Here is a 14,794-nt window from a genome sequence, read left to right on the forward strand (position 1 = left end):
GGCACGAGGGCCTTTCTGGTCGCCGGTGCAGATCTCGCAATCCACACCGAGCCAGAGGGCCCTCACCCATTTCAAGATCACACGTCAGTGATCGCTGTCACCAACCTCCGTGGACAGAACACCTAGGCCGGTCAAAGAAGGCACTGCCGGGGCGGCACGAGTGGACCTCGAGCAAGGCTCGAGTGCTTGAGGCTGAGTGGATGTTGTACTGAGCACAGAGACCGGCCTCGATCGAGCACGGCGCAGGGTCGGTCTTTCTGACCCACGGGCTGGAGTGACCATGAGCGGTACCAAGAAGAGCGAGTACGAGGGATTCACGGCCGAGGAACGGGCCGCGATGAAGGAGCACGCGGCGGAGCAGAAGAAGGCCGCGCGGAAGGGATCGGCCGCGGAGAAGGCGGCGGAGGCGGAGCGGGACGTCCTCGCGAAGATCGCCGACATGAAGGACGACGACCGGGTCATGGCCGAGCGCGTCCACGCCGTCGTCACCGAAAGCGCCCCGCAGCTGGCGCCGAAGCTCTGGTACGGCATGCCCGCCTATGCCCTGAACGGCAAGGTCGTCTGCTTCTTCCAGAGCGCCGCGAAGTTCAAGGCGCGGTACGCGACGCTCGGCTTCAACGACGCGGCCCGCCTGGACGACGGGGCCATGTGGCCGACCGCCTTCGCCCTGACCAAGATCACACCCGAGGTGGAAGAGCAGATCGCGGCCCTGGTGAAGCAGGCGGCCGGCTAGGGCCTGTCGCCCGGGTCAGCCCGGACGGGGGCCGCCGGCCCTCTCCCTGGTCTGCCGTATCGGCCGTACGCCGGCTCGGTGGTTGGACCTTTGCAGCGGTGCAGCGGGGGAGTGCTGGGTATAGTGGAGGCACGACCTCTACTCAGGCATCGAGGCCCCGCCGGTTCTCCGGCGGGGCCTCGGTTTTTGTCTCAGGCGGTCAGTCGGCCTCGGTCCGGAAGACCTCGCTCAGGCGACCTTGAGGTTCGGGCGTCCGTCCGCGGTGGGGGGCACGGTCGCGTAGGCGGGCAGTTTGAGGTTCGGGAGGTCCCCGGCCTTGATTCTGGCGATCGCCGTGCGGAAGGCCGCTTCCATGTCCTGCGGGCTGGCGTATTTGGCCGCCAGGGGGTGCAGGCGGTACGAGTTGCCCTTGCCGCGGCTGCCGTCCTCGTTGGTGGGGCGCAGGACGATGTTCAGCTCGCACAGGGGTGCGATGAGGTTGCTGACGGCCTGCGGAGTGACGCGGTACTCGGTGGCCATGTCCTTCTGCCGGACCGGCAGGTGGCCTCCGAAGTCGCTGCGGTAGAGCAGGTACTGCAGGAACTTGACGGTCGCCCCGGACACGGGCAGGGCCCAGATACGTTCGGACACGACCGGTGACATGACCTCAGCCATCGGTATCCCTTCTGCGTGCCGGTGGGCGGAGCGCTTGCTGCTTGTGTATCACCCTGTGCGTCTCCCCGCTCCGTAGTCGGGGTGCTCCTGGGCGACGAAGTCGAGGTCCAGCTCTTCCTGGAGGGCGTGGGGACCGATGTCGTGGGGGAAGGCCTCCGGGTCCCGGTCGTGCTGGGTGGCGAGCTTCTCCAGGACCGCGTGCTGGGCGTTGCTGTTGCCGTGGAACCACAGGCGGACGTTGAGCTGGATCATGCCGTTGCCCAGCTGCTCGATCCACTTGTAGCCCACGAGGGCCTTGATGGCGCGGTTGACCGTCGAGCGGGTGATGCGTTTGCCGCCCTTCTGGTCGGCCATCTTGTTGAGGCCGTCGGTGATCTCCTGCTGGGTGTACTGGGCGACGCCGGTGCCGCGCTGCTGTCCTCCCGCGACGTAGAGGAACACGCACAGCTGCGACTTGGTGATGGAGTTGGCGACGGCGAGCTGGGCCAGGAGCTGGGTGAACCAGTTCGAGGCGAGGCTGTAGCCGGCGTCTCCGGCCATGTCGTGGACGGCTGTGTGGTCGTGCTCGTACTCGAAGGTGACGTTCTTGAGCTTGCGGCGGGTTCGGGGGTCGTTGCTCTGGGTGGCTTCCGCGAGTTGTTCTCCGAGGACCTGGAGGAGGTCGTCGAAGCCCGCGTCGCCCGATGCGGCGTCAGGGACGGCTCGGGGCCGTCGTCGTGCTGGTGGATCGGCTGTCACAGGACCTCCTTCGTTACTCAGGCGGTCCAGAGACTAGCCGAAAAATCAAGCACTGATTGTCTTTTGGGTGGACGGCACGCCGGGTCCGGGCCTCGTGGAGGCCCCGGCTGCGCGGGTGGCTCGGAACTCAAGCACAGCTTGAGTTCCGCGACCCTCTACACCGGGAACTCAAGCACAGGTTGATAAAACGTGCCCTCATCAGGGCACATCTAAGCGCTTGGTTATGGCCTTAGGTTGCCTCTCCGGAGTTGTGCGGCAGACACCTGACCTGCGCCTGACCTGCGCCTTCGTGAGCACTGTCGAGCCCTGAGAAAAATCAACCACAGCTTGAGTTTTCCGGGGAAATGTGACCGCCACATTCACATTCCGATCCCCGAAATGTGCTCCCCAGGACACCATGACCCTCGCAAAACCGCAGGTCAGAGGCATGCGAGCGGCGCGGCCTCTTACTAAAGAGGCGGTGGCTCGAACCGCACGTCCATGCTCCGGATCTCTCGCTCACGACCCCCCTCTCTGACCTGCACCACAGAAAGGCAACCCCCGCGGCGAGTCAGCCGACCTCCGACGAACGGAGGTACCTCAGCCACCCACCCGGCCCAGCCACGCATATCTGGGCAACATCAGCCAGCGACGCACAGGGGGGTGCTGCACGACCGTTGCAAAGTGACTTGAGTCGCTGTTGCCGGTACTACAAGAAGTCCGGTAGTGCCTGAGTCGCTGCCCTCAGACCACCGGATCGGGACAGCGACTGAAGACCCAGCGACCGAACGGGCGTTGGGTCGCTCTCAGTCGCTGACGAGAAGTACCAGGTCAGGGAGACTTTATGGAAGGAAGAGCGACTGAAGCGACTCAAGGTCCGGGTATATGAAGACATTTGCGCGTGCGCGTGTGCGTCATAGATAGGAGGCTTGAGTCGCTTCAGTCGCTTTTTCGTTGTTCTGGTGGCTGTGACCTGCAGGTTCTTCCGAGACTGAGGGAGCGACCGAAAAAGCTTGGGTCGCTGGGGCAGTTACGCTCGGTCGCTGGTCCGTCGGGAGCCGGAAACTTTTGTTGTCGCGTGGCCGTTTGACCAACCGTCTGCTTCGCTAGTCTGTCCTCGTCGTTCAGTCGCTTGGGTCGCTCACGGGGGGTGCGATGGCCTTTGAGCTGGGGGAACTGACCGAGGGTTCCCGCACGAGTGACCTGACCGCGTTACCTCGGCGCCCCAAGGACATCATCCGCACCGGACTGACCGCCCGTGCGCTGCGGCACCCGGAAGGGCGCTCATGACGTCAGGGAACGGCAACACGCTCTTCGACCCGCAGACCGTGTCCACCGAGAAGCTCTACGCGCAGCGCCGCCAGCGGTCCCGGGACGAAGCCGACGCCCAGGAGGCCGGCGGGCAGGGCAAGGTGACAGCCGAGGGACTGCTGCCGGACACCCTCAGCGACCGCGGCAACGCCAAGCTCTTCGTCAGGCTCTACGCCAGTGACTACCGGCACGTCCCCGGGCTCGGCTGGTTCCGGTGGGACGGCACCCGGTGGTTGCTGGACGAGGACGACACCGTGATGTGGGCCGCCGGTGATCTGGCCGAGTCCCTGGCGACGACGGACCCCCGCGGCCACTTCAGCGCGACAGCCCTGCAGCAGCACCGCCGACGGGCCCTGAGCACCAGCGGCATGACCGCAATGCTCGTCCAGGCCAGGTCCGCTCCCGGGATGGTCCTCAACGCCTCGCTGCTGGACGCCGACCCGTACTCGCTGTGCACTCCGGGAGGCGTCGTCGACCTGCGGACGGGGGCGATCAGGGCCCCCGATCCGCACACGGACTTCCACTCCAGGTCCACCACTGTGGCCCCGGAGCCGATGCCCACGCCCCGCTGGCACCGGTTCCTCACCGACACCTTCGGGGACGGGCCCGAAGGCGAGGAGATGGTGGGCTTCCTGCACCTGCTGCTCGGCTACTCGATCACCGGGGACGTGGGCGCCCAGGTGATGCCCTTCCTGTTCGGCTCCGGCAAGAACGGCAAGTCGGTGCTGCTGGACGTGCTGATGAAGCTGCTGGGGGACTACGCCGATGCGGCTCCGCCGGGCTTCCTGATGGCCCGCCCCTACGAAGGCCATCCCACGGACCTCGCGGAACTGCACGGGCGGCGGGTCATCGTGTGCAGTGAGGTCAAGCACGGCGACCGGTTCGACGAGGCCCGGGTGAAGCTGCTCACCGGCGGGGACCGGATCAAGGCCCGCCGGATGCGCCAGGACTTCTTCAGCTTCGCCCCGACCCATAAGCTGTGGCTGCTGGGCAACCACCGGCCCGAGGTCGGCACGGGCGGCTTCGCGTTCTGGCGCCGGATGAGGCTCATCCCGTTCGAACGCGTGGTCTCCGACGCCCGCAAGATCGACAACCTCGCGGACGTCCTCGTCACCGAGGAGGGGCCCGGCATCCTCAACTGGCTGGTGCTGGGCGCCCGCCGGTACCTGGGGGGCGAGCGCGACCTCACCGGTCCCGAACAGGTCAGGATCGCCACGACCGCCTATGCCGAGACGGAGGACCACACCGGCCGCTTCCTGAGCGAATCGTGCCAGCTGGAGTCCTCGCTGCGGACCGAACAGGCTCATCTCTACGCTGCTTACAAGGCCTGGTGCCAGAATGACGGGGCACCGGCCGTCTCGTCCCGTGCCTTCGCCGCGCGGGTCCGGGAGGTCGTGGGACTGGCTTCGCCCAAGGAGATGATCCTGTCCAACCAGCGGAAGTACTACCCGGGCATCGGACTGGTCGCCGACGAGGAGACGGCATGAGCGCTCTCATCGGAGAGGACGAGATCCTTCACGAGGCTGAACTCATCTGGCTGGAGGACATCGCCGGCCTCGACTACGTCCGCCAGAGCCTGGACCGGCTGCCGACCCGGCGCGGCAAACCCGCCTACCACCGCGACGGACGCATGGTCGGCTATGCCCTGCTCGGGCCGCAGGCCAAGCCGTCCCGCTCGTCGGGCACCTTCCGCCGCCGGGTGTTCTGGCTGCTGCCCCACGACCGGGACGCCGATCCGCAGGGCCTGTACGCCACCGGGGCGCCGGCCGAGGCCGTGGACCCGCGCACGCTGTCGCCGGGGCGCAAGGGACGCAAGACGGAGCGATCGGAGGGCGGCCCGCTGTCCTGGGCGGCCCGGGAGCCGCAGAACGGGCTGCCGCTCTGACGGTCGCCGCCGGGCGTTCCGGCTGCCGCCCCACGAGTCGGGAGCGCCGCAGTCCGCCGGGAGGACCGTGACACACCGTCGGCGAGCGGCCTGGCCGGTCACGCACGTACGTCGGGGCGGCGCGCAAGGACCGTGAACCGTCGGCGGCGCAATGGGCCGGCCCGAGCGTGGCCGGAGGGAGTACGGAGGCCCGTGTTTCCGGGTCCGGTCGGCTCGTCGGCGACCCGTCGTCGCCCCCTCTTCGAGCCGCCTGCGGGCAGCGGACGAACGATCACGGAGTGGTCAAGGTACGACCCTTGAAAAGAACCGTCCACTCGGTATATTTCTTGGCGTCAGCCGCTCGCATCTCCTGGGGAGACGGGCCGGCTTCGGTACGTCACACCAGGGGGAGGGCGTGCATCAGGGGTGCTCCGGGCACCCCGTGCCCCAGAACCCTGCCACCGCGCATCGAGGTCAGGGGAGGTCCTACGGTGAACAGTCGTCTGCGGGCGCAGGTCGTGATCGTGGGGGGAGGCCCCGTCGGCATGCTGCTGGCGGCCGAGTTGGGGGACTACGGGGTGAGCACCGTCCTGCTGGAGGCGCAGGCGTCGGTCTCGGAGCGTCCCAAGGCCTCGGTGGTGCATGCCCGGGCGCTGCAGGGGCTCGTCAGGCGGGGGTACTTCGGTGAGATGGTGCCGAGGACCGCCGAGGCCGGCGAGGTCGAGGCCCCGTTCCGGTTCGCCGGCATACCCGGCCTGTCGATCTGCGCCCCGGCCTCCGAGCCCGGCCCCGTCCTGAGACGTCCGCAGGCCGACCTTGAGCGCCTGTTCGAGCGGCGGGCGCGGGCGGCGGGCGTACGGGTGCTGCGGGAGCACTGGGTGACCGAGGTCGCCCAGGACCACGACGGTGTCCGGGTCGCCGCGGTGGGGCCCTCGGGGCGCGTGGAGTGCACCGCCCGGTACGTCGTGGGCGCGGACGGCGGGCGCAGCACGGTCCGGGACCTGACGGGGGTCCCCACACAGACGTACGGTGCCACGACGTCCGGACTGGCCGGCCTGGTGACGCTGGAGAACCCGGACGACCTGCCGTCGGGCTGGCACAGCACCCCGCGCGGCTGGATCGTCGTACGGCACATGCCGGGCGCTGGCACGCACATCAAGACCCTCGACTGCTCCGGCGCCCACCCCGACCGGCGCCTGGAGCCCACCGCGGCGGAACTGCGCGACGAGCTCGCCCGGATCGCCGGGAGGGAGATCGCCTTCCGGGAGCCGCGCTGGCTCAGCCGGTTCAGTGACTTCGCCCAGCTCGCCTGCTCCTACCGCTTCGGGAAGGTGTTCCTGGCGGGGGACGCGGCCCACATGCACTTCCCGGTCGGCGCCCAGGGCCTGAGCACCGGCCTGCAGGACGCCCTCAACCTGGGCTGGAAGCTGGCGTACGTGGTGCGGGGACTGGCGCCGGACGGCCTGCTCGACACCTACGACGCGGAGCGCCGGCCGGCCGCCGGGCGCGTCATCGAGAACACACGGGCCCAGCTGGCCCTGATGCGCTGGGGGCCCGACACCGACGCTCTGCAGGCCCTGTTCGCCGGGGTGGTGGCGGCCGACCGCATGAGCCGGCACCTCAGCAACCTGATCAGCGGGCAGGACGTGGTCCTTCCCCGCCGTACCCGGCAGTCCTCGCCCTGGGAGGGAAGGTTTCTGCAGAACGTGTCCCTGCGGACCGCCAAGGGCCGGCGGGACGTGATCGGACTGCTGCGGGCCGGCAGACCGCTGCTCCTCCTCTTCGGCGAGGCGGACGGCAGCCACCTGGCACAGGCCCAGCACTGGTCGCAGGTGGTCGGCACGGTCCGCGCCGAGCCCACCCCCCAGATCACATGCGAGGCGTTGCTGCTGCGGCCGGACGGATACGTCGCCTGGGCCTCCGGGCCGGGCGGGGACCGCCTTCAGGACGCGCTGGAGCTGTACTTCGGCGCCTGCCCGGGCCGGCCCGTGCAGCAGCCGGCCATGGCGGGGGCGGGGGCCCTCAGCTGACGGCGGCTGCGGGCTGCTTGTCCTGCAGGCGCAGGATCTCGTCGTAGACCTTCTTGCCGCGCGACTCGGACAGGTCCAGCAGGGCCACCACGGAGGGCACGCCGATGCCGGGGAACAGATGACGCAGCAGCTCGGACGTCCTGGGCCGCAGGTCCCGGTAGTCGCTGACGGCCTGGGACATGGACTGCACGCCTGCGAAGGCGCTCACCACGATGTCGGCCGTCACCGAGGGCACGATGCGGGGCAGCAGCTCGTCCTGGGCCTGCGCCTTCTCCAGCAGCTCTCGGCAGACGTCGCTCCAGCGCACGAAGGGCCCGCTGCGGTCCAGGCCCTCCGCATGCTGGTCCATGGTCAGCCGTACGCCCGCGCGCACCATCGGGTCGGACTGCAGGCGGTAGGCGTGCAGCAGCACCACGTCCGCCAGCTGCTGCAGCTTGCGCTCGCGGTCGGGGACCACGAGCCGCTGGTCCTGCTCGTTCAGCACCCCCTGGGCCAGGTGCTCCTTCGAACCGAAGTGGAAGTACAGGGCGCCCTTGGTCACGCCGGCGGTGCTGAGTATCTCGGCGATGGTCGCGGCCTGGTAGCCGCGTTCCTCGAAGACCTTCGCCGCGGCCTGAAGGATTGTCCTGCGCGTGCGGATCGCCCGATCCTGTTTCACCACGTGGTGGTCCTCCTGCTTCTCGAAGATCACATCGACCGGCGAGGACGCCGGGCCGGCTCCCTCAAAAAAACCGCCCAGTTCGTATCTTACAACCGGTGGTGTGCGCCGCCTCAAGACTCCGCGCTCGGCGGCACACTCTCCGGTGCCTCACCCACAGAGGAGGACATCGGTGATTCTCGTGACAGGCGCCACCGGAACCCTGGGGCGAGAGGTGCTCAAGGGGCTGCCCGCCGGCCTTCCGTTGCGGGTCCTGGCCCGGGACCCCTCGCGTCTGGGGGACGAGGCCCACAAGGCCGAGATCGTGGCCGGCGACTACGGCGACCCCCGGTCGCTCGACCGCGCCCTGCGGGGAGTGAGCCGCGCGTTCCTGCTCACCTGCCGGGTGGGCGGTGACGACGACGCGGGCTTCCTGCGTGCCGCGCGGTCGGCGGGCGTCCAGCACGTGGTCAAGGTCTCCGCGGCTGCCGTCGAGGACGAGGGCGCGCACGACCTCATCACCCGCTGGCAGCGCACCAACGAGCAACTGCTCCTCGGCAGCGGCATCCGGTGGACGCTGCTGCGCCCGCGCGCGTTCATGTCCAACACCCTGTCCTGGGCGGCGTCCATCGCCTCCGAAGGGGTCGTACGCGCGCTGTGCGGCACGTCGCCCAACGCGTGCGTCGACCCGCGGGACGTCGCAGCCGCGGCGGTGCGCGCGCTGACCGAGGACGGCCACGAGGGGAAGATCTACACCCTGACCGGGCCGGAGCCGATCAGTGCGGTCGAGCAGACGGCCCGGCTCGGTCGGCTGCTGGGCCGCCCCCTGCGGTTCGAGGAACTGTCCCCGCAGCGGGCGCGCGTCCTGCTGGGCGCGCGCCATCCCGCTGCGGTCGTCGAGGCGTTGCTGACGGCGGCGGAGCGGCAGCGGGCGGGGGCCAAGGCGGGCGTGACGGACGCCGTCCTCCGCCTGACCGGCCACCCGGCGCGGCCCTTCGGAACGTGGGCAAAGGACCACCTGGCGGCCTTCGGAGCGGTGCGGTAGGCCGGTCAGCGCGAATCCCACGCCGCCCGGGCCCTGCGGAGGGCGCGGGCGGTCCGTGGGTACGAGGCCCAGTACGAGCTGGCAGACCTGGTGGTCTGGTGTCGTGGCGGACCGGTTGTGGCTGACTCGGGGGCCATCGTCCACCGGCGGTGAGCCCGGCCTGGCCCGCGGCCTGGGGATCCTCGACGAGGCGGTCGCCCGTCCGGCCAGGGACCCCGCCGTCGCGCCCGCCGTCGCGCCCTCCGGCGGGCGGCAGGGGGCCGGCACCCCGAGGTCCGGGCCGCACTCAGGCCGGTGGCCGTCGGGATTCGTACGATGCTCTGTTTCCGTCAGGAGCACCTGGTGGGCGCCGGCGGGCGCGCGCACGGCCACGGGCGCACCGGCAGCAGGTCATGGACCAGGTCGCCACCGCTCTCGACGGGCAGGAGGAGCCGCGTCGGCGGTCGGCCGGCACGGCGCCCCGGGGCCTCCGATTCCCCCAGAGCGCCACGGCGCCTGCGGCCGTTGTGCCTTTCCGTCCGCCCGGGGCGGCCGACCGAGCCGGCCCGGGCGGACGGTCAGTCGGACGCTGCTGTCAGGGTCGCGCGGAAGGCGGGCTGGTCGTCCTGCGAGCCTGTGACGAGGATCGTCTCCGGGTCGCCGGGCGCGGCCTCGGGCAGGCGTACGGCGTCGATCAGGCAGGGCATGTCCAGCTCCACGTACTTCTCGAACTCGCAGTCGAGGACCTGCGGGAGGAGCACGGGCCGGCCGAGCTTCGCGGTCGCCGCTTGCCGGGCGGCCTCGAGGAGGGCCATGCCGGGGACGTGGTCGACCTGGTGGTCGAAGAGGATGGGGTGGCGGGTGTCCACGCGCAGGAGCCAGCGGTCCGGTTCGCCGGTGGGGGAGAGGACCACGTCGGTGGGCGAGAAGCGCCCCACGGTCTCCGGGGCCACCGGGGCTGTCAGCGGCAGGGGGCGGAAGTCGGCCTCCAGCACCCGCGGCGGACGCAGCCGCCGGTACACGGCCGGGGTGATGACGGTGAAGGAGATGCGCCCCGACGCGGTGAGCCGGCCCTCGCGCCGCACGGTGGTCTCGTAGCACATGCCGGTCAGCCGGTGACCGCGTCGCTTGACCTCCGTACAGACCACGTCGATGTCCAGCGCGGCCGGTGCGTGACCGATGCGCAGCGCGTCGGGGTGGACCGTGAGGGCGAGCTTCTCCATGAGGAACTGATGGCCGAAGGGGACACCGAACTCGGCGTGGGAGAGCAGGGAACCGGCCTGGCGGATCGTTTCAGCGGCGATCAGCGGGTCGTGGTGCGTTCCGTTCACCGGGGTGAAGAAGCTGTGTCCCCGCGGCCACTGCGCGGACAGCGTGAAGCGGGTGTCGTCGAGGCGCTGCCAGCCGGTGAGCATGACCTCGGCGACGGCTGCGCGGTGCACCAGCTCCCTGGGGACCGTCATGGTCAGGTGGCTGGTCAAGTGGCTGGGCAGCAGGGTGATTGCCGGGAAGGGTGACTGAGCGGCCTGGACCGTCGTCTCTGCGATCGACGGGTCTTCCACCTGGAACGTGCTCGCGGTCATCGCTCCTCCTGGACGCGATCGGAGATGAGCTGGCGGAGAGAAAAAAATAGGGGTCAACCGGTTTTTGCTCTAGAGGAACCGAATCCTCCGCACGGGTTCGTGCGCGGCTTCGGTTCCTGAGCGGGCGCGCGGCCGGGCGCAGCCCGTCCGCGCCGCTCCGTTCGTCCAGCTCACGGCCGCGATGCCGGATCGAGCCGCTCGAACCGCCCGCCTCGGTGTCTTTCAAGCGGCGTTCGAGCGGCTCTGTAGCGCGGTGCCGCAAGGTGATCACAACCGAGAGGGGCGGACATGGGCGCAGCGGACGTCATCCCCGTCGAGCTACGGGTGGAGCGCGGACAGGCGGACGACGATGAACTGGCCGCGGTGGCCGTCGTGCTGTGCTCGGTGCTGGCGGCCGGCCGCACGGCCGCGTCCCGCCGCAAGGCTCCGCCCGCCGACGGCGCCCCGTCGTGGCGCTGTCCCGAGCGCGCGGATGCGCGGTGGCGCTCTCCGTACTCCTGGCGCTAGGTCGTGTCCGCAATGTCGCGTCGTCCGCCCCGGGGGCGGGCTGAGCGGCGTCCCGTCCGCGCATCGGCGTTGCCTGCCCGAGCCACGGGACCCCGCAGGATCAGGAGTTTCGGCCCGTGGCCGGAAAGGCGCATTTTCCAGGGCTGATTCATGCGCGCGCCCCCTTTGAACCTTGTAAACCGCACGCGCGGTTTATTAATCTGGGTGCAGTTCGGTCGCGCTCATGAGGGAAGGAGGCACAGTGACAGTCCTCAACGACATTCCCCGAAGGGCGACCGAACCGACGGACGCGCGCGGGCGGGTAGCCGAGCTGCGCGAGATCCGTGCGCAGGCGCTGGCCGGCCCGAGCGAGAAGGCGACCCAGGCGCAGCACGCGAAGGGCAAGCTGACCGCACGGGAGCGCATCGAGCTGCTCCTGGACCCGGGTTCCTTCCGTGAGGTCGAGCAGCTGCGCCGGCACCGGGCGACCGGGTTCGGCCTGGAGGCCAAGAAGCCGTACACCGACGGTGTCGTCACCGGCTGGGGCACGGTGGAGGGCCGTACGGTCTTCGTCTACGCCCATGACTTCCGGATCTTCGGCGGTGCCCTCGGTGAGGCCCACGCCACCAAGATCCACAAGATCATGGACATGGCCATCGCGGCCGGGGCGCCGCTGGTGTCGCTGAACGACGGCGCCGGCGCCCGTATCCAGGAGGGCGTCTCCGCGCTCGCCGGCTACGGCGGCATCTTCCAGCGCAACACCAAGGCCTCCGGCGTGATCCCGCAGATCAGCGTCATGCTGGGCCCGTGCGCGGGCGGCGCGGCCTACAGCCCCGCCCTCACCGACTTCGTCTTCATGGTCCGTGAGACCTCGCAGATGTTCATCACCGGCCCCGACGTGGTCAAGGCGGTCACCGGCGAGGAGATCACCCAGAACGGCCTCGGCGGCGCCGATGTGCACGCCGAGACCTCGGGCGTGTGCCACTTCGCCTACGACGACGAGGAGACCTGCCTCGCCGAGGTCCGCTACCTGCTCTCGCTCCTGCCGCAGAACAACCGGGAGAACCCCCCGCGGGTGGAGTCCACCGACCCCGTCGAGCGCCGCTGCGACAACCTGCTCGACCTGGTCCCCGCCGACGGCAACCGGCCCTATGACATGTCCAAGGTCATCGAGGAGATCGTCGACGACGGCGAGTACCTGGAGATCCACGAGCGCTGGGCGCGGAACATCATCTGCGCGCTCGCCCGCCTCGACGGCCAGGTCGTCGGCATCATCGCCAACCAGCCCCAGGTCCTCGCCGGTGTCCTCGACATCGAGGCCAGCGAGAAGGCCGCACGGTTCGTCCAGATGTGCGACGCCTTCAACATCCCGATCGTCACGCTCCTCGACGTCCCCGGCTTCCTGCCGGGCGTCGACCAGGAGCACGGCGGCATCATCCGGCACGGCGCCAAGCTGCTCTACGCCTACTGCAACGCCACCGTCCCGCGGATCTCGCTCATCCTGCGCAAGGCGTACGGAGGCGCCTACATCGTCATGGACAGCCAGTCCATCGGCGCCGACCTCACCTACGCCTGGCCGACCAACGAGATCGCCGTCATGGGCGCCGAAGGCGCCGCCAACGTCATCTTCCGCCGCCAGATCGCCGAGGCCGACGACCCCGAGGCCATGCGCGCCCGCATGGTCAAGGAGTACAAGTCCGAGCTGATGCACCCCTACTACGCGGCCGAGCGCGGCCTCGTCGACGACGTCATCGACCCCGCCGAAACCCGCGAAGTGCTCGTCCGCTCCCTGGCGATGCTTCGCACGAAGCACGCCGACCTGCCCTCCCGCAAGCACGGCAACCCCCCGCAGTAATGGAGCACCCCGAATGGTCAGACAGGAACGAGCGCTGCGCACCCGCGAGGCACTGATCGAATCGGCCGCCACGGTCTTCGACCGGGACGGTTTCAGCGTGGCGTCGCTCGCCGCGATCAGCTCGCTGGCCGGGGTGAGCAACGGAGCGCTCCACTTCCACTTCTCGAGCAAGGCCGGGATGGCCGACGCGGTGGAGCAGGCCGCGTCGGAACGCCTGAAGCGTCTGGTCGCGGCGCGCGGGGAAGCGGTCGGCAACGCCCTGCAGATGCTGGTGGACACCTCGCACCGCCTCGCCCGGCGGCTCGGCGAGGACGTGGTGCTGCGTGCGGGCTTCGAACTGAGCCGTGACCAGGTCCGTCAGGGCGGCCGGGACCTGTACCGCCAGTGGCACGCCTGGGTCGAAGAGGCCCTCAAGCGCGCCGAGGGCGAAGGCGCGCTCAACGGCATAGCGCCCGAGCAGGTGGCCTCCTCGGTGGTGGCGGCCACCACTGGGTTCGAGGTGCTGGGCGCACGGGACCCGGAGTGGCTCTCGCGTCGCACCGTCACGAGGTTCTGGCAGCTGCTGCTGCCCCAACTGGCCACGCCCCCCGTGCTGGGGAGCCTCGTGGCGGCCGGCGGTCCGCCCGGTGACCACGCGCGGCGCACGCAAGGCGGCAGACCGGCCGCACGGGCCGGCGGAGAGGACGACTGACAGCCGCACGGCGCTGCCCCCGACGCCGGCCTCCCGCAGCGGTGTGAAGGAGCTGTGAACGCGTGCCGCGCCTTCCGCCCGTCCGGCCCGCCCGTCGCCGCCGGAGCGCTCCTCGTCGGCATCCACAGGCCCTCCGGAACTCCTCCGGGGGGCCTCGCAGTTGCTCTGACCTGCCGGGCGAAGGGAACCCATGGAGCGCCGTCTTCACCTCCCATTGACAAACCGTCTGTGCCGTTTTTTTAATCGTACTCGAGCAAGAGCCATGGCACACCCGTCCAGGCTTACGAGTGGTGGTCCCATGCCATGGACCCGTACGCACCCGGCACACGACTGAGGGGGAGAAAGCAGTGGACATCGAAGTACTGGGCGCGCTGTCGGTACGCGAGCACGGCATCTCCGTTACACCGACGGCCCCGAAGCCGCGGCAGGTGCTGGCCCTGCTCGCCCTGCACGCGGACCGGGTGGTCCCGGTCTCCTCCCTGGTCGAAGAGCTCTGGGACGACGAACCGCCGCGCAGCGCCCGCACCACCCTGCAGACCTACGTGCTCCAACTGCGGGAACTCATCGGCGAAGCCCTGGCCCAAGCCGGCGAGAAGGGCGTCACCGCCAAGGACATCCTCGTCACCCTCCCCGGCGGCTACCGCCTGAACACCCGCGGCGGTCGCGTCGACTTCCGCGAGTTCGAGAAGCAGGCCGGGGCGGGCTACCGGGCCATGGATGCCGAGGACTTCGCCGGTGCGGCACGCAGGCTGCGGGAGGCGCTGTCCCTGTGGACCGGCGCCGCACTCGCCGACGTCACCCCCGGCAGCCGGACCGGCCTCGAGGCCAAGCGCCTGGACGAGGCCCGGCTGTGCGCCCTGGACCAGCGCATCGAGGCCGACCTCCGGCTCGGACGCCACCGGGAGCTGGTGTCCGAACTGACCGTCCTCGTCAACCGGCACCGCCTGCACGAGAGCCTGCACGGCCAGTACATGGTCGCCCTGCACCGGTCAGGGCGCCGCGGCGAGGCACTCAACGCCTACCAGCGGCTGCGCACCACGCTCGTGCGCGAGCTGGGTCTGGAGCCGTCGGCGACGCTGCGCCGGCTTCAGCGCTCCATCTTGCTGGCCAGCCCGGAGACCGTCCCGGCCCGCGGCACGGCGCTCGCCGGGCAGCCCGTGGCCCTGGGGAGCTGACCCCGGCCCCACCCCCGCCCCTTGTGCTTATCAA

General features: G+C 70.0%; 13 protein-coding genes. 9 read left to right on the forward strand and 4 right to left on the reverse strand.

Annotated features, from left to right (window positions below):
• Window positions 1-280 precede the first annotated feature (280 nt).
• Complete coding sequence (locus MTQ10_RS18355; RefSeq protein WP_247469456.1) at window positions 281-733, forward strand: iron chaperone; 453 nt, start codon at window positions 281-283, stop codon at window positions 731-733.
• A gap of 228 nt (window positions 734-961) precedes the next feature.
• Here MTQ10_RS18355 and MTQ10_RS18360 read toward each other — a convergent pair whose 3' ends face one another.
• Window positions 962-1,387, reverse strand: a complete 426-nt coding sequence (locus tag MTQ10_RS18360; RefSeq protein WP_247469458.1) for a hypothetical protein — start codon at window positions 1,385-1,387, stop codon at window positions 962-964.
• 48 nt (window positions 1,388-1,435) lie between these two features.
• A complete protein-coding gene (locus MTQ10_RS18365) occupies window positions 1,436-2,125 on the reverse strand; it encodes a hypothetical protein (RefSeq protein WP_247469459.1) in 690 nt (229 codons plus the stop codon).
• Window positions 2,126-3,390: 1,265 nt separating this feature from the next.
• On the opposite strand from MTQ10_RS18365, the gene MTQ10_RS18370 reads away from it, so the two are divergent.
• The 3 genes from MTQ10_RS18370 (at window position 3,391) to MTQ10_RS18380 (ending at window position 7,309) form a co-directional block, all read left to right on the forward strand.
• The gene (locus MTQ10_RS18370) at window positions 3,391-4,902 is read left to right on the forward strand and encodes a DNA primase family protein (RefSeq protein WP_247469461.1); all 1,512 of its coding nucleotides are present in this window, start codon (window positions 3,391-3,393) and stop codon (window positions 4,900-4,902) included.
• Window positions 4,899-5,300: a DUF6009 family protein gene (locus MTQ10_RS18375; protein ID WP_247469463.1), complete on the forward strand. Its 402-nt coding sequence runs from the start codon at window positions 4,899-4,901 to the stop codon at window positions 5,298-5,300. The genes MTQ10_RS18370 and MTQ10_RS18375 overlap by 4 nt, the downstream gene beginning before the upstream one ends.
• Before the next feature lie 470 nt (window positions 5,301-5,770).
• Window positions 5,771-7,309, forward strand: a complete 1,539-nt coding sequence (locus MTQ10_RS18380) for an FAD-dependent monooxygenase (RefSeq protein ID WP_247469465.1) — start codon at window positions 5,771-5,773, stop codon at window positions 7,307-7,309.
• Here MTQ10_RS18380 and MTQ10_RS18385 read toward each other — a convergent pair.
• Window positions 7,302-7,970 (reverse strand): ScbR family autoregulator-binding transcription factor, encoded by a 669-nt coding sequence (locus tag MTQ10_RS18385; protein ID WP_247469478.1) that lies wholly within the window; start codon window positions 7,968-7,970, stop codon window positions 7,302-7,304. The genes MTQ10_RS18380 and MTQ10_RS18385 overlap by 8 nt on opposite strands.
• Window positions 7,971-8,139: 169 nt before the next feature.
• On the opposite strand from MTQ10_RS18385, the gene MTQ10_RS18390 reads away from it, so the two are divergent.
• The gene (locus MTQ10_RS18390) at window positions 8,140-8,991 is read left to right on the forward strand and encodes an NAD(P)H-binding protein (protein ID WP_247469467.1); all 852 of its coding nucleotides are present in this window, start codon (window positions 8,140-8,142) and stop codon (window positions 8,989-8,991) included.
• 557 nt (window positions 8,992-9,548) lie between these two features.
• Here MTQ10_RS18390 and MTQ10_RS18395 read toward each other — a convergent pair.
• Window positions 9,549-10,553, reverse strand: a complete 1,005-nt coding sequence (locus tag MTQ10_RS18395; RefSeq protein ID WP_247469469.1) for a ScbA/BarX family gamma-butyrolactone biosynthesis protein — start codon at window positions 10,551-10,553, stop codon at window positions 9,549-9,551.
• A 288-nt stretch (window positions 10,554-10,841) separates the two neighbouring features.
• Here MTQ10_RS18395 and MTQ10_RS18400 point away from each other — a divergent pair, with 288 nt between their 5' ends.
• From MTQ10_RS18400 to MTQ10_RS18415, 4 genes are all read left to right on the forward strand, one after another.
• Entirely contained in the window at window positions 10,842-11,060 is a 219-nt protein-coding gene (locus MTQ10_RS18400) for an acyl-CoA carboxylase subunit epsilon (RefSeq protein ID WP_247469471.1), read from the forward strand.
• A 241-nt stretch (window positions 11,061-11,301) separates the two neighbouring features.
• On the forward strand, window positions 11,302-12,894 hold the full coding sequence (locus MTQ10_RS18405) for an acyl-CoA carboxylase subunit beta (protein WP_247469473.1): 1,593 nt from the start codon (window positions 11,302-11,304) through the stop codon (window positions 12,892-12,894).
• A gap of 13 nt (window positions 12,895-12,907) precedes the next feature.
• Window positions 12,908-13,585, forward strand: a complete 678-nt coding sequence (locus MTQ10_RS18410; RefSeq protein WP_247469475.1) for a ScbR family autoregulator-binding transcription factor — start codon at window positions 12,908-12,910, stop codon at window positions 13,583-13,585.
• Between the two features lie 347 nt (window positions 13,586-13,932).
• On the forward strand, window positions 13,933-14,760 hold the full coding sequence (locus tag MTQ10_RS18415; protein ID WP_247469477.1) for an AfsR/SARP family transcriptional regulator: 828 nt from the start codon (window positions 13,933-13,935) through the stop codon (window positions 14,758-14,760).
• Window positions 14,761-14,794 lie beyond the last annotated feature (34 nt).

The sequence above is a fragment of the Streptomyces sp. XM83C genome (assembly GCF_023072675.1).
In the GTDB taxonomy this organism is placed as follows: Bacteria; Actinomycetota; Actinomycetes; order Streptomycetales; family Streptomycetaceae; genus Streptomyces; species Streptomyces thermocoprophilus.